25 protein-coding genes are annotated in these 21,013 nt (G+C 51.8%); 10 read left to right on the plus strand and 15 right to left on the minus strand.

The window, feature by feature from the left end; translation table 11 throughout:
- The first annotated feature begins 18 nt into the window (after positions 1–18).
- The 5 genes from tauD to BN3003_RS19370 all read left to right on the plus strand — a co-directional run bounded on the left by tauD (position 19) and on the right by BN3003_RS19370 (position 4,414).
- Complete coding sequence (tauD, locus tag BN3003_RS07605; RefSeq protein WP_082625598.1) at positions 19–846, plus strand: taurine dioxygenase; 828 nt, start codon at positions 19–21, stop codon at positions 844–846.
- 503 nt (positions 847–1,349) lie between these two features.
- Complete coding sequence (locus BN3003_RS07610) at positions 1,350–2,465, plus strand: class II histone deacetylase (RefSeq protein WP_058356033.1); 1,116 nt, start codon at positions 1,350–1,352, stop codon at positions 2,463–2,465.
- Between the two features lie 15 nt (positions 2,466–2,480).
- A complete protein-coding gene (locus BN3003_RS07615) occupies positions 2,481–3,944 on the plus strand; it encodes a Na+/H+ antiporter NhaC family protein (protein ID WP_058356034.1) in 1,464 nt (487 codons plus the stop codon).
- A gap of 12 nt (positions 3,945–3,956) precedes the next feature.
- Complete coding sequence (locus BN3003_RS19365) at positions 3,957–4,238, plus strand: nitrilase-related carbon-nitrogen hydrolase (RefSeq protein WP_058356035.1); 282 nt, start codon at positions 3,957–3,959, stop codon at positions 4,236–4,238.
- Entirely contained in the window at positions 4,235–4,414 is a 180-nt protein-coding gene (locus BN3003_RS19370) for a hypothetical protein (protein ID WP_058356036.1), read from the plus strand. The genes BN3003_RS19365 and BN3003_RS19370 overlap by 4 nt, the downstream gene beginning before the upstream one ends.
- Positions 4,415–4,488: 74 nt before the next feature.
- On the opposite strand, the gene BN3003_RS07630 is transcribed toward BN3003_RS19370, so the two are convergent.
- From BN3003_RS07630 to BN3003_RS07645, 4 genes are all read right to left on the minus strand, one after another.
- On the minus strand, positions 4,489–4,902 hold the full coding sequence (locus BN3003_RS07630) for a hypothetical protein (RefSeq protein ID WP_058356037.1): 414 nt from the start codon (positions 4,900–4,902) through the stop codon (positions 4,489–4,491).
- 326 nt (positions 4,903–5,228) lie between these two features.
- Positions 5,229–5,651, minus strand: a complete 423-nt coding sequence (locus BN3003_RS07635) for a hypothetical protein (RefSeq protein ID WP_058356038.1) — start codon at positions 5,649–5,651, stop codon at positions 5,229–5,231.
- A gap of 86 nt (positions 5,652–5,737) precedes the next feature.
- Entirely contained in the window at positions 5,738–6,739 is a 1,002-nt protein-coding gene (locus BN3003_RS07640) for a pirin family protein (protein WP_058356039.1), read from the minus strand.
- A 149-nt stretch (positions 6,740–6,888) separates the two neighbouring features.
- The gene (locus BN3003_RS07645) at positions 6,889–7,521 is read right to left on the minus strand and encodes a YitT family protein (RefSeq protein WP_058356040.1); all 633 of its coding nucleotides are present in this window, start codon (positions 7,519–7,521) and stop codon (positions 6,889–6,891) included.
- A gap of 180 nt (positions 7,522–7,701) precedes the next feature.
- Between BN3003_RS07645 and BN3003_RS07650 the strand changes: the two genes are divergently transcribed.
- From BN3003_RS07650 to BN3003_RS07660, 3 genes are read left to right on the plus strand one after another with little or no spacing between them, the layout of a single operon-like run.
- Positions 7,702–8,574: a radical SAM protein gene (locus BN3003_RS07650; protein WP_058356041.1), complete on the plus strand. Its 873-nt coding sequence runs from the start codon at positions 7,702–7,704 to the stop codon at positions 8,572–8,574.
- 32 nt (positions 8,575–8,606) lie between these two features.
- A complete protein-coding gene (locus tag BN3003_RS07655; RefSeq protein ID WP_058356042.1) occupies positions 8,607–9,119 on the plus strand; it encodes a GNAT family N-acetyltransferase in 513 nt (170 codons plus the stop codon).
- A 28-nt stretch (positions 9,120–9,147) separates the two neighbouring features.
- Positions 9,148–9,678: a prolyl hydroxylase family protein gene (locus tag BN3003_RS07660; protein WP_058356043.1), complete on the plus strand. Its 531-nt coding sequence runs from the start codon at positions 9,148–9,150 to the stop codon at positions 9,676–9,678.
- 104 nt (positions 9,679–9,782) lie between these two features.
- Here BN3003_RS07660 and BN3003_RS07665 read toward each other — a convergent pair whose 3' ends face one another.
- The 4 genes from BN3003_RS07665 to BN3003_RS07680 form a co-directional block, all read right to left on the minus strand.
- A complete protein-coding gene (locus tag BN3003_RS07665; protein ID WP_058356044.1) occupies positions 9,783–10,043 on the minus strand; it encodes a type II toxin-antitoxin system HicB family antitoxin in 261 nt (86 codons plus the stop codon).
- A gap of 73 nt (positions 10,044–10,116) precedes the next feature.
- Positions 10,117–10,857: an SH3 domain-containing protein gene (locus BN3003_RS07670; RefSeq protein ID WP_058356045.1), complete on the minus strand. Its 741-nt coding sequence runs from the start codon at positions 10,855–10,857 to the stop codon at positions 10,117–10,119.
- A gap of 2 nt (positions 10,858–10,859) precedes the next feature.
- Positions 10,860–11,954 carry a hypothetical protein gene (locus BN3003_RS07675; RefSeq protein ID WP_058356046.1) on the minus strand — a complete coding sequence of 365 codons (1,095 nt, stop codon included), beginning with the start codon at positions 11,952–11,954 and terminating at the stop codon, positions 10,860–10,862.
- Positions 11,955–12,070: 116 nt separating this feature from the next.
- Positions 12,071–13,282, minus strand: coding sequence for an aminotransferase-like domain-containing protein (locus BN3003_RS07680; protein ID WP_058356047.1), 1,212 nt, complete (start codon positions 13,280–13,282; stop codon positions 12,071–12,073).
- 279 nt (positions 13,283–13,561) lie between these two features.
- Here BN3003_RS07680 and BN3003_RS07685 point away from each other — a divergent pair, with 279 nt between their 5' ends.
- On the plus strand, positions 13,562–13,933 hold the full coding sequence (locus BN3003_RS07685) for a hypothetical protein (RefSeq protein ID WP_058356048.1): 372 nt from the start codon (positions 13,562–13,564) through the stop codon (positions 13,931–13,933).
- A 78-nt stretch (positions 13,934–14,011) separates the two neighbouring features.
- On the opposite strand, the gene BN3003_RS07690 is transcribed toward BN3003_RS07685, so the two are convergent.
- Complete coding sequence (locus BN3003_RS07690) at positions 14,012–14,905, minus strand: LysR substrate-binding domain-containing protein (protein WP_058356049.1); 894 nt, start codon at positions 14,903–14,905, stop codon at positions 14,012–14,014.
- 98 nt (positions 14,906–15,003) lie between these two features.
- On the opposite strand from BN3003_RS07690, the gene BN3003_RS07695 reads away from it, so the two are divergent.
- Positions 15,004–16,026: a D-cysteine desulfhydrase family protein gene (locus BN3003_RS07695; protein WP_058356050.1), complete on the plus strand. Its 1,023-nt coding sequence runs from the start codon at positions 15,004–15,006 to the stop codon at positions 16,024–16,026.
- Between the two features lie 67 nt (positions 16,027–16,093).
- Here the strand turns inward: BN3003_RS07695 and BN3003_RS07700 are convergent, their stop codons facing one another.
- The 6 genes from BN3003_RS07700 to BN3003_RS07725 all read right to left on the minus strand — a co-directional run bounded on the left by BN3003_RS07700 (position 16,094) and on the right by BN3003_RS07725 (position 20,748).
- On the minus strand, positions 16,094–16,945 hold the full coding sequence (locus BN3003_RS07700; protein ID WP_058356051.1) for a hypothetical protein: 852 nt from the start codon (positions 16,943–16,945) through the stop codon (positions 16,094–16,096).
- Positions 16,946–17,117: 172 nt separating this feature from the next.
- On the minus strand, positions 17,118–17,348 hold the full coding sequence (locus tag BN3003_RS07705; protein ID WP_058356052.1) for a hypothetical protein: 231 nt from the start codon (positions 17,346–17,348) through the stop codon (positions 17,118–17,120).
- A 40-nt stretch (positions 17,349–17,388) separates the two neighbouring features.
- A complete protein-coding gene (locus BN3003_RS07710) occupies positions 17,389–18,423 on the minus strand; it encodes a YcjF family protein (protein WP_058356053.1) in 1,035 nt (344 codons plus the stop codon).
- A gap of 123 nt (positions 18,424–18,546) precedes the next feature.
- Positions 18,547–18,969, minus strand: coding sequence for a hypothetical protein (locus BN3003_RS07715; RefSeq protein ID WP_058356054.1), 423 nt, complete (start codon positions 18,967–18,969; stop codon positions 18,547–18,549).
- A gap of 57 nt (positions 18,970–19,026) precedes the next feature.
- A complete protein-coding gene (locus BN3003_RS07720) occupies positions 19,027–19,482 on the minus strand; it encodes a hypothetical protein (RefSeq protein ID WP_058356055.1) in 456 nt (151 codons plus the stop codon).
- 111 nt (positions 19,483–19,593) lie between these two features.
- Positions 19,594–20,748 carry a trans-sulfuration enzyme family protein gene (locus tag BN3003_RS07725; RefSeq protein ID WP_058356279.1) on the minus strand — a complete coding sequence of 385 codons (1,155 nt, stop codon included), beginning with the start codon at positions 20,746–20,748 and terminating at the stop codon, positions 19,594–19,596.
- Positions 20,749–21,013: the final 265 nt, after the last annotated feature.

Genomic DNA, 21,013 nt, shown 5'->3' on the forward strand with positions numbered 1-21,013 from the left:
TATTTCAGAGAAAACAACATGAAAATCGAACGTTTGACCCCAGCCATAGGGGCTGTCATCAGTGGCATCAATTTGAATGAGACCTTGAATGCCGAGGCGCAACAAGACTTACAGGCCGCATTGGTCGAGCACCAAGTGCTGTTTTTGCGCCAACAATTTTTAGAAGCCGAGCAACAGCGCGACATCGCCCAATTGTTCGGCGATTTGCACATCCACCCGATTTACCCTGCGCATGAGCGCGTGGCCGAGGTGATGGTGCTGGACAGCCACAAACAAGACTTGCGCGACAATGAATTGTGGCATACCGATGTCACCTTCATCCAAACCCCGCCTTTGGGCTGCGTGTTGAGCGCGCAGCAAGTGCCCGAGTTCGGTGGCGACACGCTGTGGGCTAGCTCCATCGCCGCTTACGAGGCTTTGTCTGAGCCGTTCAAAGAGTTGTTAGCAGGATTGAGTGCCAGTCACGACATCCGCAAATCTTTCCCTGCCACGCGTTTCGCACAGACCGAGGCCGATGCGGCACGATTTGAAAAAGCCAAACGCGACCATCCGCCTGTCAGTCATCCGGTGGTGCGCACCCATCCGGTGTCGGGCAAAAAAGGCCTGTTTGTCAGCGAAGGCTTTACCACCCACATCAATGAATTGTCCGAAGCCGAGAGCGATGCCTTGCTGCGTTTCTTGTTTGCCCATGCCACCCAGCCGAAATTTCATGTGCGCTGGCATTGGCAAGCGGGTGATGTGGCGATTTGGGACAACCGTTCTACCCAACATTTTGCCAATTTTGATTACGGCACTGCTCACCGCATCATGCACCGTGCCACGGTATTGGGTGATAAGCCTGTCTAATGTGCTACATAAGTTTTACTTATTCATGATTAAGCGGCCTGTAAGTTTACAGGCCGCTTTTTTATCGTGTGTGTGCCGCATGTTGATGCAATACTCTGTTGCATGACATGAGTGGGTAATGTGGAAAGCTTTTGTTTATGGTGTGTTCAGCACTTGGATGGTGGTGAGATAAGGAAACGGCTGCTGGCGGTAGTGGTTGGCGCGTATTGTAAAGTTGTGTAATTTTGGTCGTGCGCATTTTGCAGATTGTTGTGATGGTAATAAATGCGCTGTTGCAAAGTCTGTGGGCGTGCGTAAAGCCGTGTCGCTGCATTCATTGCCTCAGTTACGCCCTCCGAAAATACGGCTGGTTTTGTGCGCGCAGGCAAGCTAAATCCTTAATCAATGCCATGCGCATTCATGGGTTCAGCCTTGCTTGCACAAAATCTTGGCCTTGCGCATATTGCTGACAATCGTGTTGAAACCAAACATAACAACAGCAGTGAGAAACCGAGGAGAAACGCATGAACAAAACAGGATTGGTATGGCATGAACTGTATATGTGGCATGACACGGGCAATTACGCCGGCTTGATGCAGCCGAGCTTGGTGGTGCAGCCCAACATCCATTATGAATCGCCAGAACCCAAGCGCCGCATCAAAAATTTGCTCGATGTGACCGGAGTGACCGAGCAATTGACCGCGATTAAGCCACACACCGCCAGCCGTGAAGATTTGGCGCGCGCGCACTCAGTTGAATATTTGGATCAAGTCGAAGCGATGCGCGGCATCGGTGGCAATGTCGATCCGGAATCGGTATTGGGCAAATCATCGGTAGAAATCGCGCAATTGTCGGCCGGCGGCGCGATTGCGGCGGTGGAGGCGGTGGTGTCGGGCAAGGTGCAAAATGCCTATGCCTTAATCCGTCCACCTGGCCACCATGCTGAGCCGGATTTGGGTTGTGGCTTTTGCGTGTATGCCAATGCCGCGATTGCCGGCGCACATGCCTTGGATGTGTTGGGCTTGGAGCGCATCGCGTTTGTCGATTGGGATGTGCACCATGGCAATGGCACTGAGGCGGTGTTTTTAAACGACCCGCGTGCGTTGACGATTTCGCTGCACCAAGACGGCCTGTATCCTGCCGGTCGCGGTGCGGTTGATGTACACGGCGAAGGCGATGCGGCTGGGCGCAACATCAACATTCCATTGCAGCCGGGCTCAGGCGAGGGCGCGTATTTGTATGCGTTTGAGCAAATCGTGTTGCCGGCTTTGGCGGCGTTCAAGCCGGATTTGATCATCGTACCATCGGGTTTCGACGCCAGCATAGAAGACCCATTGGGACGGATGATGTTGCATGCCGACAGCTACCGCAAAATGACCGAATTGTTGATGCAAGCGGCGGACGAATTGTGTTCAGGCCGCTTGGTGATGACGCATGAGGGCGGTTACAACCCCAATACCACGCCGTTTTTGGGCTTGGCCGTGATTACCGCCTTGATGGGCGTGGACAATCCGGTGGTCGAGCCGTGTTTGCAAGGCTTTAAAACCACACCCGGCCAAGACTTACAAGCGTATCAAAAGGCTTGGATTGATGGGCTGTTGGCTGAACTCAAACAAGCACCGCAGTCTTTATTGGCTTAAGTCAGGAGGCACATTATGTGGTTCCGCAATAAAAACTCCTTGGGCATGCGCAATCAAACCATGCTCATCATCGTCGCGGTGACGGCGGTATTGGTGGCCGCGTGTTATGCCTTAACCCCTGTGGGTGCCGATGGCAAACGGGTGTTTGGCATGTTTACCTTGGTGCCGGTATTGAGCGTGTTGGTATTGGCCTTGCTCAGCAAGCGCACCTTAGAGCCTTTGTGTGCTGGTGCGATTATTGGTTTGTTGATGCTAGACGCCAAACCGCTGGCGCTGCTCAATGGCTTGATGGGCAGCTCTTTAAAAGTGATGGCCTCGCCGGTAATGGGGTGGATCTTGCTGCTGTCGGCACTGATGGGCGGCCTGATCATGTGGTTGCAAGCCTCGCGTGCGACCACGGTATTCAGCCAATTGTTGGAACGCCATGTGAAGACCCGACCACAAAGCCTGATGGCGGCGTGGTTCTTGGGTTTGGTCATCTTCATTGATGACTATTTGAGCGCATTGACCGTAGGTGCGGCCACGCGCCGTTTGACCGATAAGTTTGGCGTGTCGCGGGCGATGTTGGCCTATATCGCTGCCGCCACGGCGGCACCGGTGTGTCTGTTGATACCGATTTCGACTTGGGCGATTTATGTGTCGGGTTTGTTGGAATCAAATAAGGTGGTCGCTGCGGGTGAGGGTTTGCATTATTACATCAGCGTGATTCCGTACATTTTCTATGCGTGGATTGCGGTGTTGATGGTGCCTTTGGTCGCTTATGGTTTGATACCGATGTCGGCCTCCATGCGCCGCTCTGAAGCCGCGGCTGCGGCCAATCCGCCGGTACACCAAGACAGTGAGGGCATGGGTGGCGAAGCGCAGCCGCGCTTGTGGCACTTCTTTTTGCCCATCGTGGTGATGATCAGCTTGACTTGGTATTTGGGCGACACCTTATTGGGGGTGATGGGCGCGGTCATCGTCACCTTAATCGCTTACCGCATCGCCAAGCTTGGCAGCGTGCCGGCTTTGTGCGAAAACTTTATGAACGGTGTCAGCAGCATGGTCACGCCGATTGCAATCATTTTTGCCGCCTTTGTGCTGCAAGACGTGAATGAGCAATTGGGTTTGGCGCCTTACATCATCGACAGCGTCAAGCCTTTCATCAATGCCGATTTCCTGCCCTTGATTACCTTTGTGTTGCTGGCATTTTTGACTTTTACCACCGGTTCGTTCTGGGGCATATACGCAATCTCGATTCCGATCATTGTGCCGTTGGCGCAGGCTTTGGATGCCAATATGGCCTTGACGCTGGGCGCATTGATTTCCGCCGGTGGTTTTGGCAGCCATGCCTGTTTCTTTGGCGATGCCACGGTGTTGGCAGCGCGTTCGTGCGAAATCACGCCGTTGGAACACGCGGTGACACAATTTCGCTTTGCCTTAATCAGCGCCAGTTTGGCCGCCATCTTGTTTGCCATCATGCCATTTGTCAGTGGCTAAGAAAGGAATCTCATGCGTCCCGTTAAAGTAGCTGCCACCCAAATGAGCGGTGGTTGGGATGTGGCCGCCAACATCGCCAAGGCCGAAGCCTTGGTGCGCGAAGCGGCCGCACAAGGCGCCAACATCATCTTGTTGCAAGAATTGTTTGAGCGCAATTATTTCTGCCAAAAACAGATTCCTGCGTATTTGGCATTTGCCACACCGATAGCCGAAAATGCCGCCATCCAGCATTTTCAAGCCTTGGCACCGAGGTGCAAGACGATTTTGACATCACGTTTTACGGTGGCTCGATGATATGCAATCCATTCGGTGAAATCGTGGCCGAAATGGGCACGGAGGCTGGCGTCATCGTGCATGAGTTTGATTTGGATGCCATCGCCAGCTTGCGCCGTAATTGGGGCGTGTTCCGCGATCGCCGTCCCGATTTGTACCAGACTTTGTTGAGCAAAGACGGCGCTGTGGGTGCTTAAAGGATGTGAATAGGGTGATAGGTTTACAGGCCGCTTAATGCGGCCTGTAAACATTTAATTTAATCTGGCATCAATCAATACCTGCCAAAATTGGCACCGCCCATATCATCAATGCTTTGGCTGTAAGCGCTGCACACGCATTCAGCGCTGGTGCAACGGGCGGCGGCATCGCCTTGTTGTTTGAGGGTGGCGCGGATGGCGGCTGGGCTGTCAGCCACTTCGGTTTTGGTGGCGTTTTCATAACCGTATATCACTGCGCGGTTGTTCAAAACGTGTAAGGATTTGAGCTTGGGATTGGCGTAAATCAGTTTTTGATACGGCGCTGTGGCGGCGCTGCATTGGAAACTGACATTGACATTCGCATACGCCATTTCACCGGTATTGTCCAAGCGCTGTTTTAAACTGGCGCTGTCTAAGGCTGACAAACACGAAGCAATGGCCATGGGGCTGATAGCAAGCATTAATGCGACATAAGCAATGGTTTTCATGTTGATTCCTTGGTGGGCTAGGTGGCTGTTATCTAAACAGAAAAATGCGGAAACTGCCAGTGATTTTATGCGCCTTATCAGCCAGATGCACCTGCAAGTAGCATGAATGCTGTAGCATGTATGCTTTTCCATGCCATGATTTGATGGCTGTGTTTGCTGGTGCAGCTCGTCAGCTGTGGCCTTGTGCCAACCATGTGAAGTGATAGAGAACAAAGCAAACACACGACGGAAACACAGTTTGAGCATGCAAAAGACAAACAAGCGGCCTGTAAACCCCATGGGAGTGTTTACAGGCCGCTTTTCAATGCTTGTTTACTTGTACTGTTTTACAAAGCATGCAGCAATTTAAAATCGTAACCTGCCGCGTCTTGAAAGCTTTGCACATAGCGTTTGCACGCACATTCGACGGTGGTGCACGCCTGGGCAGGATTGCCCACTTGCTGCAACACTTGCGCCACAAACGCATCATTGCCGATGACTTGCTGCTTGGTGGCGCTTTCATACGCCACCAATTGCGCATAGCGATTCAAATGGTGTAAGGCCAGTAAATCGGCATTGCCACACACCAATTGCATGCTGGGCGTGGCGGGTTTGACGCAATTCAAATCGCTGGGCAGCGGCCCCAAATATTCGGTGCTGCGCGACAATTGTTCGGCCAAGGTTTGGCGGTCGAGTTGCGCCAAGCAGTCCGCCCACACAGGTGCACTGGCCACACACAGGCCGAGCAACAACACGCTGAATTTGAACATGACGGACTCCTTGTGGCAAAACGGGCAAGATGGCAGAGCACATTGCTTAATGCTGATGCAATTTGCAGTCCACAATGCCCATGGCATCAATCATTGGGGTAATCCAATTCGGCACCATTGCGGTAACTGGCAAAACGCTGTTGTTCGCGCTCAAACACTGGCGCCGAGTGTTCCCACGGCCAGCCGCCAAACTGGGTGGCGCGAAAGCGGGCAAACGCATCGTTCAATTGCGCTTCGCTGTTGAGTACAAATGGCCCACGCATCGCCACTGGCTCGCCTATGGGCTCACCTTCTAGCCACAGGATGCGCGCCTCGGTGTCACCGGCCTGTAAATGAATGTCGGCATCGGGACGCAATTGCATCAAATGGCGTTCGGCCACCGCCGTGCCTGCGACCAATATTTCATTGCCACGGTAAAAATAGCAAAAGCGGTTGGAGCTGGCGGTGGTGGCAGGCAGTGTCATGCTGGCTCCAGCTTGCAAGGTGAGCATGAAAATATTCACTTTGTGCTCAGGCGCATGTGCCCACGAGTTTACAGGCCGCTCTAGCGCCGCTACATCGTGTAATTGACCCGAAATCACGCGCACATCAGTGTGTTTGCCAGCGCTGTCTTGGTGGTCTAGGTGCGGGATTTTTTCGGCCCACATCATTTTGTAAGCGGCAGGCGCTTGTTTTTGCTCGGCCGAAGAATTGAACCAGATTTGAAACAATTCCAACGGATTGTCGTGCTCTTGTGACAACAGAGGAAACATTTCCGCATGTTGCACACCATGACCAGTGCTCAACCATTGCACATCGCCGTGGCCATAACGGCCGCAACTGCCCAAGGAATCAAAATGGTCAACCATGCCCGAATCGACGATGGTAATGGTTTCAAAGCCGGTATGCGGATGGGCAGGAAAACCGGGCACACCGGTTTGGCTGTAATACATATTGAATGGCCCCGCCGTCGGCGCACCTTCGAGCGGGCCCATGTCGGCATTGCCACGCGGGTAGTGATCGACGTGGTGAGCAGTGAAGATAAACGGGTCTTTGAGGTCGAGACGAAAGGTGATGGGCACCATGGTGTAAATCAAATCAGTGGACATGCAATGCTCCTCGCGGATGGTGGATTGCTGCTTGGCAGATTCAAGCCAAAAGATGGCCTTATCCTAGAGCATTTTCTCCAAGTGCGACAGATAAAAAAACGAAGACGTGGCATGCGTCTTCGTTGTTTGATTGGTTGGCTCAAGCGACATTACTTGCCGCCGTTATAGCGACCAGGTTTGTGCCAAATAATCAACATCGCATTCATCGCTACCGCACTGACTGCCGATAAGGCGACGATGCTGGCGTCCATGCAGGTCAACGCCACCACAAACACCAACGCATCCAAGGCCATTTGGCTTTTGCCGGCATTGATGCGGTATTTTTTCTGCATCCACAAAGTCAGCGCGCCGGTGCCGCCGACTGAGGCGTTGTGTCTGGCCAAGCACAAAATGCCCAAACCAATGATGGTGCCGCCAAACAAGGCCGCAAACACCGGATGCAAATAATCAATGTGGATGACGTAAGGCAAAAAATGCGTGGTCAAACCCAGCACCAAGCTCACGCTGACGGTTTTTAAGGCGAATGCCTTGCCCATGCTGAAATACGAAAAAATCAAAAAAGGAATGTTCACCAACATAAACAACATGCCGATGGACATGGGCAACCAATACGACACCAATAAGGCCATACCAGCGATGCCGCCGGTGATAAAGCCCGAGAGCTTGAGTAAATTGAGCCCCAAAGCGATGAACATCACCCCCAAACTGAGGCCGTACACATCGTCAAACGCGCTGTGCGACAACAAACTGGGCTTGCCCAAACTGATTTCCGAATTTTTCATTACTGCCAAACTGATTAAGATAAAGTCACAAACGGCGAAATGATACTCCGATTGGGGTGTTTTGATTTAAACCATTCCTTATTTTTGCATTTAAATATCGTGTTTGTGGCCATCTGTGCTACAGCTGGGCAGAATTTTAACTGTGATAGAATCAGCCACCTTAAGTCGAAACTGAATGCCATGTACATTGAACCCGTTTTTCGCCCGCCCAGTGAGGCGCAATCGCTGATTTTGCCCGTGACCAATGGCTGCTCATGGAATGAGTGCACGTTTTGTGAAATGTACACCCAGCCGCAGAAGAAGTTTCGCCCATTTGCACAAGAGGAAATCGAGGCCTTCTTGCAGCGCGTGGCCGGACAATACCCGATTAAGCGCGTGTTTTTGGCCGATGGCGATGCGATGGTGTTGTCGACCAAGCGTTTGTTGGCGATTTTGGAGGCGATACAGCGCATTTTGCCCACAGTGGAACGCGTGTCCAGTTATTGCCTGCCCAGCAATGTCAAAAACAAATCGGTGGACGAGTTAAAAGAATTGCACGATGCCGGCCTGAAACTGGCTTACATCGGCTGTGAATCGGGCGATGATGAGGTGTTGCGCTTGGTGAATAAATCCGAGACGTTTGACTCATCGCTGGCGTGTTTGCAAAAACTCGGCGATGCCGGCATCAAGCGCTCGGTGATGATACTCAATGGTTTGGGCGGCAAAAAACTGTCGCCACAACACGCGCTCAATTCGGCACGCTTGATGAATGCCGCGCCGCCGGAATTTCTATCGACCTTGGTGGTGTCGTTTCCGCTGGGCATGCAGCGCTTTCAAAACCGCTATCCCGATTTTGAGATTCTGACCCAGCAAGAATTGTTCATGGAATTGCAATACCTGATCAGCGAATTGGATTTGGACAATACCGTGTTTCGCAGCGACCACGCCTCGAATTATTTGGTGCTCAAAGGGCGTTTGGGGCGCGACAAGCCGCGCTTGCTCAGCGAAATCCAACAAGCCATCCTCAACCCACAACAAGCACGTTTGCGCCCAGAATGGGCCCGCGGCCTGTAATAAGCGGCCTGTAAACAAGGAAACCACACCAGATGGACATGAAAATTGGCTTTGCCCAAGCCCACGAAACCGACGCTTTGGTCGATTTGATTAACCTTGCCTACCGCGGCAGCGAGTCGTGGACGGGCGAGCGCGACTTAATCAGCGGCGCACGCACCGACCGCGCCGAAATCAGCGCCTTGATTGCCGATGCCCAAGCACAATTTTTGGTATTGCGCGATGAGGCACAGCAGATTTTGGGCTGTATTGTCGTCGAACAAGCCGGCGATTATGTGTATTTGGGCATGTTTGCCATCAATCCGAATCTGCAACAAACCGGCTTGGGCAAGGCTTTGCTCGCCGGCGCCGAACACTTTGCCCGCGGCTTTTGGCGCGGCATCAAAGGCAGCAAAATGACGGTCATCACCGCTCGCACCGAATTGCTGGCCTATTACGAGCGCCGCGGCTACGTGCAATCGGCAGAATTACAGCCGTTTCCCCGTGATGTGAACGTCGGCGAACCCAAACAAGAACTGCAATTGGTGACTTTGTACAAGACGTTTTAAGCAGCGCTATCGTGATTGGGAGTGCAAAATGTTGGCCTTAAACGAACGCGTATGGCAGATTCCGCAATTTTTGTCTGCCGTACAATGTCAGCAATTGTTGGATATGGCTGTGCAACATGGTTTCAGCGCGGCGCAAGTCAGGGCGGCCACGGGAACGCGTGCCATGCCCAATATTCGCAATAATTTGCGCGCCCAGTTTACGGCGCCTGAATGGGTGGCTTGGTTATGGCAGCAATTGCAAACACACAGCTTGCCAAGCCTGAATGGGCGCAGTGCTTGTGGCTTGCCGCGCGATTTGCGCTTTTACCAATACTTGCCTGAGCAACGTTTTAAAATGCACAAAGATGGGCCTTGGTTGGAAGACGGTTTGCGCAGCGAATTGACCTTATTGGTGTATTTGAACGAGGATTTTCAAGGCGGTGCCACCGATTTTCGCGATTTCCAAATCCAGCCGCGCACCGGTGATGCGCTGTTGTTTGTCCACGATACTTGGCATGAGGGTGCGGCAGTGGTGAGCGGCTGCAAATACGTATTGCGCTCGGATGTGATGTATTCTTAAGCGGGTAAAGAGTTTGCATCAAGACATTAAAAGCGCCCTGTAAACCATTTACAGGCCGCTTTTGCATATCGAAAACACACACAGAATATCAGTGTCAACAGGATTCAAACATCCACTTTCACCGCGTGCCACGCTGCGCCGGCGTATTCGGGCAGGGTTTTTAACACTGACAGCGGTTTTTGCACCAGCTTAAAGCGTGGATTGGTGATGCGCATCACCTCAACATAAAATTGGATGGTGGCAGGAGCATCAAGCAAGGTGTCGGCGACGCTGTCGCCGCTGCAAAAACAATCGGCCAGCGCCGGCACTTCCGCCCAATAATCGCGCACATCTTCTTTGTAAACGGCCACATGGATTAATATCATCAGCCTCCTTAGCTTTAACTGCACAACATCAATATGCTCATAGGCTCAGCACTTACTTACAGGCCGCTTAAGCTTACTCGATTTCGATGAGTTTGACTTGGCTTTGGTGCACATAGCCCATAGCGCTGTTGCGGTCTTTGCCTATGACTTGCACTTGCAACCACGCGCCTTGCGGTGCTAAGGCCGCGAGTTTGCTGCCTTTGGGCAGGCGTTGCAATACCGCTGCATTGGTATTGGGTGCGGCGCGCAGATTGGCATAGCCGTCTTGCGCATTCACCACATATTGCTCAAGCTGGATGCCATTGGCGCAAGAATCGGCATAAATCGGTGCGATAGGGCTGTTTGTATCGCGCTCTATATTGATTAAGTCGGCCTGAAAGTAATATTGGTCACACTCGGCATTGTAGAGCTGAAAATTTTGAATGCGTACTTGCGCAGGCAGATTCAAAATGCCGCGGCGCTGTTGCCAAAATGGCTGGGTGATGTCGCCAAAGGCGGCCTGTAAGCTGTGCTGCAATTGCGCTTCGCTGCCGCGCCAATGCAAATCGACAAATTTCATGTCTGAACGGGTGTGTGCCAAGGCTTGGGGATTGGGCATATTGCGATAAAGTTGTTGTTGCGACGCCGCATCGCTGTTCAAAGCCAAACGCAGTTGTTGCTCTTGCCAATACAGCGACAACACGCCACGTACGGATTGCGTTTGCGGCGTCAAACTGGCTTGTTGCATCGCCTGTATGGGGTCTACGGGTTCGGCATGGGCTGCCAAGGGCAAGCCGCTGCAGGCCATGAGGGCGGCGAGTAACAAAGCGCGCATGTTCATCCTTTGCTGATGTGGCACAAGGCGTCGGTAAAGCAATCGTAATGGCTGTTTTTGCCCGCGGAAACAGGATTAGGGAAGCCGACTTTGAGTTTTTTGTACAGTTGTTGCCGTTGCGCAGTAAAACCGGCGTGTTCGCTGGCGCTCATTTGTGGCCAACGCTGTTGTTGCTGTTGCAACCACTGAATCAATTCACTGGATTTGGCCGCCATGCTGCTGCCGGTTTTCTTGGTCAGCGCTTGGTGTACGGCCATGGCATCGGCGCTGATGTTCAGCTGTTTGGCATCCGCTTCCAAGACCGGCGTGTTGTCCAAGCCTTGGAATAAGATGGCTTGATACCATTGAAACAGGAATTGCGCTTGTTTGACATACGGACTTTTTGGATAGCGCTTCAAATAGCGTTCCCAAAACAAGGCGCGATTGGACACTTCCGACCACGGAATGACCAAAGCGGCGTCGTTGGTGGTGAGGGTGGTGTTTTCCTTGGCCAATTGGCGTGAAAATACTTGCTCATCTTCGGGCAGATACGGCGAAAAAATGTCGACAATAAAGCGCGGATGGCGACGCAATGCCATTTCGCCTTCGCCGATGTAGTAATTGTCGATGTATTCCTTGCCTTGCCACAGCGACATTTGTTGCATGCGCGGGGTTAAGCGTGGCCACAATTCGGCTTGGCGCTGCAAACGCGCTTGCTTGTCTTCTGAGCTTTCATCGGGATAGCCTTCTAAGATGCCAGAAAATTCATCCCACACCAGCGAGTTTTTGCTGTTGCCGCCGAGTTTTAAAAAGCGTTGGTACATGTCCCAACTGGCTTCCAGCCACAGCTTGCGCGTGTCCATTTTCACCAAGGGCACGCAGCGCTTTAAGGCCAAATTGACCACGCTTAAGGACTGTAAGTCGCTGTTGGCGGTAATGGCGCTCATTTGTAAGGGGATGTTGTCACATTGCGGTGGCAATGGCGTTTTGGCCGTGGCAGCGGCAGATGAACGGGGCTGCGACGCGGGATGGGCACTGCTTGAGCCTTGTTGCTGCTGTGGTTGGCACGCGCTTGTGGCCAACACCAAACACACCCCGATAGTACGCAAAGAAGTCATTGCCCTTAACCCATATTCATAGACAGGTGTATCTTAACAAAAACCCCCGTGCCTGACAGTGAAAAAAAACAGGCGTCCTGTAAACTTTCAGGACGCCTGTGTTGTGTTGTGCAAACTTAAATGGTCACGGTTTGGTTGTCAGTTTGATTTTGATTGGTCAATTCGGCGATGGCAGCGGCCAAACGCTTCACGCCTTCAACAATGGTCGCGGCATCAACAGTACAGAAACTCATGCGGATGTCGTAAGAGGTTTTGCCTTCGGTTGAGAATGGCTCGCCCGGTACAAACGCCACTTTATGTTTCACCGCAATCGGGAACAAACTCATGGCAGGACAGTTTTTCGGCAAGGTCACCCACAAGAACATGCCGCCTTCAGGCTCGGTGAAGGTCACGCCTTCAGGCATGTATTGGTGCAAGGCTTCTACCATGGCTTGGCGTTGCTCAAAATAAGCGGCCTGTATGGTTTTGATGTGCTCATCCAAGGAATTGTCGGCCAAGTATTGTGCCAAAATGCGTTGGGTCAAAATCGGCGTGTGCAAATCTGATGCTTGTTTGGCGGTAACCAAACGTTCCATCACCGCATCATTGGCCACCATCCAGCCGATGCGCATGCCAGGGGCACACACTTTGGAGAACGAGCCCAATAAAATCACGTTTTCAGGCGCGAAGGAATACACATTCGGCAAATGCTCGCCGATAAAGCGCAATTCGCCATAAGGATCGTCTTCCACCATCAAATTGCCGCTGCGTTTTAAGTATTCGGCCAAGTTTTGACGGCTTTCCAAGCTGTAAGTCAAACCGGTTGGGTTTTGGAAATTCGGAATCGCGTACAAGAATTTGGCTTGTTTGGCCGCCATTTGCTGTTCTAATTCCGGCAAGTCTATGCCTGTGGCGGTTAAATCCACTTCTTGGAATTGCGGTTGGAACATTTGGAAAGCTTGAATCGCGCCCAAATAGCTAGGACGTTCCAAACACACATAATCGCCTTTGTTCAAAAACGCTTTGCCAAGCAAGTCCAGCGCTTGTTGCGAACCGGTGGTGATCAAGATGTTTTTAGGGTCGACGTGCACACCGCGGCTTTTGTAGCGGTTGGCAATGAATTCGCGCAAAGGCAAATAGCCTTCGGTGGTTGAGTATTGCAAGGCATTGGCACCATCGTTTTCCAAGACTTTGACAGTAGCGGCCTCAATAGCGGCAATCGGGAAAAATGCCTTGTTAGGCAAACCACCGGCAAACGAAATGATTTCGTCACTTTGGGTGAGTTTTAAGATTTCGCGGATAAACGACTTGGGCGTGTTGTTACTGGCATCTGAAAAACGGTAGTTCATGGGGGGGTATCCTAATGAGTACAAAAGTGGACGATGGTTTCTTCTGAGTATGGCCACCGAGTATACGCCGCCAACTTGGGTTAAGGGAATGGGGGGCGGCGACTAAAATAGAGAATAAATCCAGAAATTCGGCCGAATTGTGGTGTATTGCGGTCATATTGGCTAATTGTTTGGCATTTTGTGGAGCAGATATGGCCTGTCATTGCTATAATGGAACGCTAAGACAGGTTAAAACACACCGTCTGGCATTTCGTTTCTACAGTCTAACAGGAGCGTGCCATGCGTTTGCAACAATCGTTTCACATCGCCGATTTGCATTACCAAGTCCAACTCAAGCATCAAGAACTGGAATTCTGCTTAAAAAACCCTCCACGTCGCCTTTTGCCCCACCGTGCCGACAGCTGGTTGCTGTTTTGGGACGAAGACCAATACGAAAATCTGGATTTTGATGCGCCGGTGTTTCAAGTGCTGCAACACGTCAGCGCCATCGTGCTCGCGTGGATCGCCCGCCATGACATCCGCTATTTTGAATTCTCCACCGAAACACGCAAAGCCAATATCTACGAACGCGCCTTAAAACGCCACCTGCCCAAAAACTACGCCTACCAACGCTGTGTGAATGCGTTTTATGTGTATGCACTGTGCGTGTAACACTTGATTGCAGCACATGCCTTCCATCCTAATCAATATTTGAATCTTTTAAGCGGCCTGTAAACAGCACAGATGATGTTACAGGCCGCTTGTGGGGTGTAAGGATTCCAGCATGAACCCCACGAATGCCTGTAGCCGTGGCAGTTTGTATCGATTGGGCAAATACAGTAAGTGCACAGGATGAGGACTGGGTGTGTATTCAGGCAGTAGCGCCACCAACTTGCCAGCGGCCAAGTCCGATTGCAGCAAAAATGTGGGCTGCATGGTGATTCCTATGCCAGCCAATGCCGCTTGACGCAACACCTGCCCATCGTTGCTTTTTAAATGCCATTGTTGTGGCCAAGCTTGGCCATTATTGGCAAACAACCAATTGAATTGTGGGTTCCAAGTGGCGTGTACCAGCAGCCGGTGATGCAGTAAATCGGCTGGGCTGGTAGGGGTGCCTTGTTGCGCCAAATAAGCGGGAGCGGCGCAAATGACCATGTGGTAATCCATGATTTTTTTGGCAATCAAACCATAATCGTCTTTGAGCGGACCTATGCGCAGCGCACAGTCACAACCCTCTGCCATCAAATCCACCACATGGTTGCTCAGTTGCAATTCAATTTGAATGTCAGGATAGCGCTGCATGAATTGCGCCACCAACGGTGCCAACAGCTCTGAGCCCAAAGTCATGGGTGCACTGATTTTGAGGCTGCCTTTGGGAGCCGCATGCAAGGCCTCCAATTGCTGGTAAGCGTCGCTGACCGCTTGCAAGGCAATTTGGGCGCTGTCGTAAAACAACCAGCCTGCTTCGGTCACCCGAATCTGGCGGGTGGTTCGCTGTATCAATTGGGTCTGTACTTGGGCTTCCAGTGCCGCAATGTATTTGCCCACCATCACATTGGACAGATTCAATGCTGAGGCAGCGGCGGACAGGCCTTGGTGATTGACCACCGCCACAAACACTTCCATGGCTTTTATCGGATTCATTATGAACTTTTTCTTAATAAAGAATGAATATTGTCTGCATTTTAATTCGGAATGGCTTGTTTTAACATGGCATTTTTTAGCACACAACGGACACTGCCATGCAGCACACACCTACCACCATATTGTCAGCATTTCCCAAAGTCTCTTTGTTGGAGGGGGCTACTCCGATACAGCGCTTGTACGGTTTAGAACGCGCATTGGATTGCACTGGCCGCCAGATTGAGGTGTACATCAAACACGATGATGCCGCTCGATTGGGGCAAGGCGGCAACAAACTGCGCAAACTGGAGTATTTATTGGGCGACGCCTTGGCGCAAGGGGCCGATGTCATCATTACCACGGGTGGGATTCAATCCAATCATGCGCGCCTGACGGCCGCCGCTTGTGCGCGCTTAGGTTTGCGCTGTGAATTGGTATTGGCATCGGCGGTCGACAACAGCGAATACGATTACCACCACAATGGCAATCTGGTGTTGAATGATTTGTTTGGTGCGCATCTGCACCACGCCAACAGCCAAATGCCGGCAGACAAGGTGATTGAACAATTGCAACAGCGCTTACAGGCAGAAGGACATCATCCGTATTTTATTCCTACTGGTGGCTCTGTGGCTTTGGGGTGTTTGGGCTATGTTGAAGCCGCGTTGGAAATTGCGGCGCAAGAACAGGAAATGGGCGTGACATTTGATGCCATCCATGTGGCCAATGGCAGCTCAGGAACCCATGCCGGTTTGTTGGCAGGTTTTGAACTGTTAGGGCGGCCACGCCATGTGCAAGCACATTCTGTTTTGCACACTCTGCAAGCCACCACGGAAACGACCCAGACTTTGCGACAACAGACCTTGCATTTGCTGGGGCAGGCCGCGACCACTCCGGTCATGGCCATTCACATCAACCCTGCACAAATGGGCAGTGCCTATGGCATGGTGACCGCGGAAATGAAACGCTGCTTGCGTTTGCTGGCCCAAACTGAGGGCTTGCTCATCGACCCTGTTTACTCAGGCAAAGCCTTTGCTGGCATGGTTCATGATATTGAAACCGGCGTGCTAGCGCCCAACAGCCGCGTCTTATTTGTGATGACAGGTGGCACGCCTGCTTTGTATGCGTATCACAATCTGTTGTAAAAACTGCTGACGATTTGGGTATGGTTTGACCGAATAAGCAGCGGCCTGTAAAACCCTTACAACAGGTTTACAGGCCGCTTTTGCGGGCTTGGTGTTTTAATTTCACCAAGGTATTGAGCAAGTTATTGGCGGAAAGAAATGGCCCAAAATGGCGGATGTTAAGGACCATTTTGGGTTCAAACGCTTCCACAATGACGGTGTTTTCATGCACGTCTAGGCGTTGAATTTGTGCCCAAGTCAATTGCTGTTGCGTCAAAATAGCGGTGTCTAAGCCATGCTGTAATTGTTGCCAGCGCATGCCTGCATCGGTGATTTCTATCCACTCACCGCCTTGCGCTTGCGTGTTTTGGTAGGTTTCAATGTGTTTTTGGCGCAGTAGCCAACACAATATGCTTACGCCTCCTAAAAATACGGCGGCAATCAACCGATACCACCAGTCGTTTTGCCACAGCAGCAACACATACAACAAGCCCAATAAGGCTAAACCAAGCACAGCGCTGATAAGACCAATCCATTCATACAATCGGTCGGTACGAATCAGGAATAAGGTGGCTTGCGCTACGCTAATGCGCGTGGCGGCTTGATGGTTGCGCCTCCAAACGGCAATACCCATACAACCTGCCATCAGCAATATGGTCACGCCTACGATGGTGTCTGGGTTTTCAGACCAACTAAGTCCCCAATGCTCGCTTTGCGCGGCCACAAACAGTGGCAGCACACCCAATAGCAATAAGCTCAATAAGGATTTCGTCACATATTGCTGCGGGCGCAGGTATAAAAACACCCATGCCAGCGCTGCATAGGCCAATGCCAGTTTGAATGCCGCCTCTTTGTCCACAAAATACCAACACAAGCCCCAAACGATTACTGCCGCGATGAGGAGTGGAAGAGGGAGTTTGGGCAAGGATTGTGCTGGCATGGCAGGCTTTCATGGGTTTGGATTGAGTATTGCAATCATATTTTCATGCATTCAGAGCTCAGGCCGAATCGTCATCAGAACAAGCGGCCTGTAAACATTTTCAACAGCCTTACAGGCCGCTTGTATTTGTCCAGTATTATTATTATTGTTGCTGGTGTAAGTAGTGATGCAACTACTCCGCGTTGGTAAATAGGCCAGTTTGGCTGATGTCGATTTGGGTAAATGGCACATCATCGGGTAAATCGGATTTGGCGCGCACAATGACGGTATCAAATTCAAATAGGTGGGTGGTTTTCTCTATCCAAATATAGCTTATATTATATGAATAGTTAATGCTTAAGCGGCCTGTAAACCCTGACAACAGGTTTACAGGCCGCATGATGGTGTTACCAAACGCGAGCACTCGCTACTGATAGGCTCGCAATGCGTTTACCGTATCGTGTTTATTGTCCCTTCACCATTTGCATGATTTTGTTCAAGTCCAAGGTTTTGGCCTGTTGTTGGATGTCGCTGCTGTATTGCGGTTGCAGGCTGATACCGTCTTGCATCAAACGCGCATAAGCATCTTTGAGCACTTGTGGACTGAATTGGCGGCCAGAGGCGTAATACTCTTTGGCGACGTGGCCTAAGGCGTAAGTGGTGGCGAAGCTCATGCCTGAGCTGATGGCTTGGTTGCCGACTTTGCCGACCATGCCAGTGAGCGATTTGCCCAATTTACCGCCCAAGCTGGAGCGCAAACTGCCCAAAACCGTGCCCAACAGCTTGATGCCGGCTTGCTCTAAGTATTGCGAGGTCATGCCTATGCCGACGGTGGCGAGCAAGTCTTTGATGTGGCCTTGGTCTAAATCGTAGCCCAAGTCTTTGCCTATGCCGTAAACCAAACGCATTTGTAAGGGAATGATGGCCATGCTGGCGGCGGTTTGCGGTAACAGCTCCAAAGCGCCATTGATGATGGCGGTTTTCAAAATGCGGCTGTTGAGCGTGGCTTCCAATTGGCTGTCTATGGCCACTAAGGCTTTGGGTGCAGCGGCGCTGAGGGCAGCGGTATCGAGGGCGACGTGGTTTAAACCTTGCTCAAAGCCTTGTTGGTTGGCGCTATTGAGTTCGGTTTGGGCGATGGCGTGGCTGGGTGTGGTGGTGTTGATGGGGGTTTCTGGCAATTGCAAGGCCTGCGCCAAACGGCTTAAAAACGCTTGTTCGGCCTCGCTGATGCTGCCATCGGCTCCGCACACGCCCACGGCGATTTCGTAGGCCAGTTGTTTGGAACCAGCATCGCTGATGTCGGCAGCGACTTCGCTGAGTAATGTTTGCTGACGCAGCACCGCTTGGTCGATTTGCAATAATTGCACTTTGTTGTCCAAACCCAAGCTCGAGGCGATGGCGCTCAATTCATTGCGCTCGCTGCTGTGCTTGCTGCCATCGGCAAACGCGGCCATCACGGCCACAGTCATGATGGCTTGATTTTCGGTATCGCTCATGCGGGAGTCTCCTGTGTGTTGGCGGTATCGATGGCTAACAGATGGGCGATAGTGGGCAAAGTTCAAGCTTAAAATTGTGTAAAGGCAAGCAGACAAGCGGCCTGTAAGCCGCATGGGCAGAGTTTAAAACGCTGTGCAGTCTTGTACTTGCACACGGGTAGTGATGAAGTTGGCATCGGTTTCGACCAAGACGCGACAGCGTTCTAACACAATGGTATTGGGGTCGTAATGGGCCAAATGCGGTGGTTTGGGCACTGAATCGGGTGATGCGCTCGGTGGCGGATAAGCGGGCAAGAGTTTGCCCGCGGTCGAGGTGACGACGTAGGTGTTTTGCCATGCCAATACCGCGCCTATGGTGGACGGTGGCATGCCTTGGGTGGGATGGCCAAAATAGCGCATTGCCTCGCCGGCGCTTTGCCCCAGCAAGAATTGCGCGGCGGCATCGTGGTTGGTGGTGGCAGTGGTCGCGGCTGGTGTGGCGCTTTGGCAAGCGGCCAACGTCAACACGCTGCTTAAGATACTGCTCAAGGCTAACAGTCGCATCATGGTTTGCTCCTAGGCTTTGTTGACAGGCCGCATTGCTTAATTAAGCGGCCTGTAAGCTTAAATGCCGCGCTTGGTCGGGTTACAACCAATGACTGAGGCTTTGGTAATGATGTTTTGGGCATTGGTGAACACGGTGATGTTGCACAAATAATCCAATTGTTTGACGTTTTGGTAATAGCCAGTGGGGCGGTATTGGTCTTGGTAAATCGGCGCGCCAGCGACACCATGCCCGCCGGGCAGTTGCCCCACTTGGGTGCGACCGACAAATTCGCTACCGGTTTGCACAAATTCCATTTCGTCGCTCACTGAGATGAGCGTGTTGTCCCAAGCATAAAAACCACCGTTACCCGACGGCGCCACGCCATGAGTGGGCGGGCCAAACAACATGGCGGCTTTGGCTGCGGGTTGGCCGACCAATTTGCCCGCGGCCACCTCATAAGCATTCGGCGCACGCGGTGTGCTGGCGCAAGCGACGAGCCACAAACACAACACAGCAAGGACGGGGGCTTTCATACACAACTCCTGAAGAATGAACGGTTTGTTGCACTGGTTGTGATTATGTTGCCTGTAAAAATGCGGCCTGTAAATGTTTACAGGCCGCATTAAGTTGAATAGTGTCAGCGTTTAAGCCACAGTGTTCAAGGCTTGGTTGATGTCGTGCCAAATGTCTTCCACGTCTTCAATGCCGATGGAGAAACGCAACAAGCCTTCGCGTATGCCCAAGCTGTCTTTCACCTCACGGCTCATGCCGCTGTGTGATTGGCTGGCGCTGTGGTTAATCAGGCTTTCTACGCCGCCCAAACTTGGTGCCATCAACAACATGTCCAAGGCTTTAATCACGGTATTGGCCGCTTCGCGTGTGTCTTGTTTCAAATACACCGACACCACGCCGCCAAAGCCTGACATTTGGCGCTTGGCCAATTCATGGTGCTCATGGCTGGCCAAACCTGGGTAGAACACTTGCGCCACTGCCGGGTGTTCGGTCAAACGCTCGGCAATGATTTGCGCATTGGCCAAGTGTCTGTCCATGCGCACGGCCAAAGTCTTGATGCCGCGCAGCACAAACGCACAATCCATAGGGCCAGAAATGGCGCCGGTCATGATTTGCATATTGCGCACGCGTTTGGCCAAAGCCGCGTCTTTGACCACCACGATGCCCATCATCACATCGGAATGGCCGCACAAATACTTGGTGGCCGAATGGAAGATGATGTCCACGCCCATGCTGATGGGCTGTTGCAAATACGGTGTGGCAAAAGTGTTGTCAAAGCCAACCAAAGCACCGTATTGGTGTGCCAACGTGCACACAGCTTCAATGTCAACCAAGCGCAGCAATGGATTGCTTGGCGATTCGAGCCACACCAACGCCGGTTTGTGTTCTTGCAGCAGTGGTTCCAAATTGGCCAAGACAGTCAAATCGGCAAACACCACTTTGATGCCCCAATGCGCATACACTTCAGTCAACAAATCGTAAGCACCGCCATAAATGTCGGCCACGGCGATGATGGTGTCACCCGGTTTCAATACCGCGCGCCAAATGCAGTCTATGCCGGCCATGCCGCTGGCAAACGCCATGCCGGCACTGCCTTTTTCCAAGGCGGCGACGGTGTCTTCCAACACTTGGCGGGTTGGATTGGACACACGGCCATAGCGATAAGGAATCGGCTCGCCAATTTCTTTTAAGGCAAACATCGAGTTTTGGTAAATCGGTGGCATGATGGCACGGTTGTGCTCGTCGGGGTTGTAGCTGGAATGGATGGCTTCGGTGGCAAATTTCATTTTACAAACTCTCGCATCAACATCAAAAAACACCATCATAAACGCTTCTGCGCCGTCTGTAAGCTGTTTTCACGCCGCACTTTGGCAAAGTGCTACTGGCAATCAACAGGGTTTACAGGCCGCTGCTCTTGGCTTTGTGGGATAAATGCCAATTTCATCACTCGAATTTGAGTTCCATACTAAAGACTAAATACTAAAATGCTATAATCATATGCATTAACACACACTTACACACAAAGGAAAGAAAGGAAGAATATGGAGTTTG

It is taken from the genome of Vitreoscilla massiliensis (assembly GCF_001457815.1).
GTDB lineage: Bacteria > Pseudomonadota > Gammaproteobacteria > Burkholderiales > Neisseriaceae > Vitreoscilla > Vitreoscilla massiliensis.

Coding starts and splice junctions, on each gene's coding strand:
- tauD (WP_082625598.1), top strand. CDS start 19: ATGAAAATCGAACGTTTGACCCCAGCCATAGGGGCTGTCATCAGTGGC.
- BN3003_RS07610 (WP_058356033.1), top strand. CDS start 1,350: ATGAACAAAACAGGATTGGTATGGCATGAACTGTATATGTGGCATGAC.
- BN3003_RS07615 (WP_058356034.1), top strand. CDS start 2,481: ATGTGGTTCCGCAATAAAAACTCCTTGGGCATGCGCAATCAAACCATG.
- BN3003_RS19365 (WP_058356035.1), top strand. CDS start 3,957: ATGCGTCCCGTTAAAGTAGCTGCCACCCAAATGAGCGGTGGTTGGGAT.
- BN3003_RS19370 (WP_058356036.1), top strand. CDS start 4,235: ATGATATGCAATCCATTCGGTGAAATCGTGGCCGAAATGGGCACGGAG.
- BN3003_RS07630 (WP_058356037.1), bottom strand. CDS start 4,902: ATGAAAACCATTGCTTATGTCGCATTAATGCTTGCTATCAGCCCCATG.
- BN3003_RS07635 (WP_058356038.1), bottom strand. CDS start 5,651: ATGTTCAAATTCAGCGTGTTGTTGCTCGGCCTGTGTGTGGCCAGTGCA.
- BN3003_RS07640 (WP_058356039.1), bottom strand. CDS start 6,739: ATGTCCACTGATTTGATTTACACCATGGTGCCCATCACCTTTCGTCTC.
- BN3003_RS07645 (WP_058356040.1), bottom strand. CDS start 7,521: ATGAAAAATTCGGAAATCAGTTTGGGCAAGCCCAGTTTGTTGTCGCAC.
- BN3003_RS07650 (WP_058356041.1), top strand. CDS start 7,702: ATGTACATTGAACCCGTTTTTCGCCCGCCCAGTGAGGCGCAATCGCTG.
- BN3003_RS07655 (WP_058356042.1), top strand. CDS start 8,607: ATGGACATGAAAATTGGCTTTGCCCAAGCCCACGAAACCGACGCTTTG.
- BN3003_RS07660 (WP_058356043.1), top strand. CDS start 9,148: ATGTTGGCCTTAAACGAACGCGTATGGCAGATTCCGCAATTTTTGTCT.
- BN3003_RS07665 (WP_058356044.1), bottom strand. CDS start 10,043: ATGATATTAATCCATGTGGCCGTTTACAAAGAAGATGTGCGCGATTAT.
- BN3003_RS07670 (WP_058356045.1), bottom strand. CDS start 10,857: ATGCGCGCTTTGTTACTCGCCGCCCTCATGGCCTGCAGCGGCTTGCCC.
- BN3003_RS07675 (WP_058356046.1), bottom strand. CDS start 11,954: ATGACTTCTTTGCGTACTATCGGGGTGTGTTTGGTGTTGGCCACAAGC.
- BN3003_RS07680 (WP_058356047.1), bottom strand. CDS start 13,282: ATGAACTACCGTTTTTCAGATGCCAGTAACAACACGCCCAAGTCGTTT.
- BN3003_RS07685 (WP_058356048.1), top strand. CDS start 13,562: ATGCGTTTGCAACAATCGTTTCACATCGCCGATTTGCATTACCAAGTC.
- BN3003_RS07690 (WP_058356049.1), bottom strand. CDS start 14,905: ATGAATCCGATAAAAGCCATGGAAGTGTTTGTGGCGGTGGTCAATCAC.
- BN3003_RS07695 (WP_058356050.1), top strand. CDS start 15,004: ATGCAGCACACACCTACCACCATATTGTCAGCATTTCCCAAAGTCTCT.
- BN3003_RS07700 (WP_058356051.1), bottom strand. CDS start 16,945: ATGCCAGCACAATCCTTGCCCAAACTCCCTCTTCCACTCCTCATCGCG.
- BN3003_RS07710 (WP_058356053.1), bottom strand. CDS start 18,423: ATGAGCGATACCGAAAATCAAGCCATCATGACTGTGGCCGTGATGGCC.
- BN3003_RS07715 (WP_058356054.1), bottom strand. CDS start 18,969: ATGATGCGACTGTTAGCCTTGAGCAGTATCTTAAGCAGCGTGTTGACG.
- BN3003_RS07720 (WP_058356055.1), bottom strand. CDS start 19,482: ATGAAAGCCCCCGTCCTTGCTGTGTTGTGTTTGTGGCTCGTCGCTTGC.
- BN3003_RS07725 (WP_058356279.1), bottom strand. CDS start 20,748: ATGAAATTTGCCACCGAAGCCATCCATTCCAGCTACAACCCCGACGAG.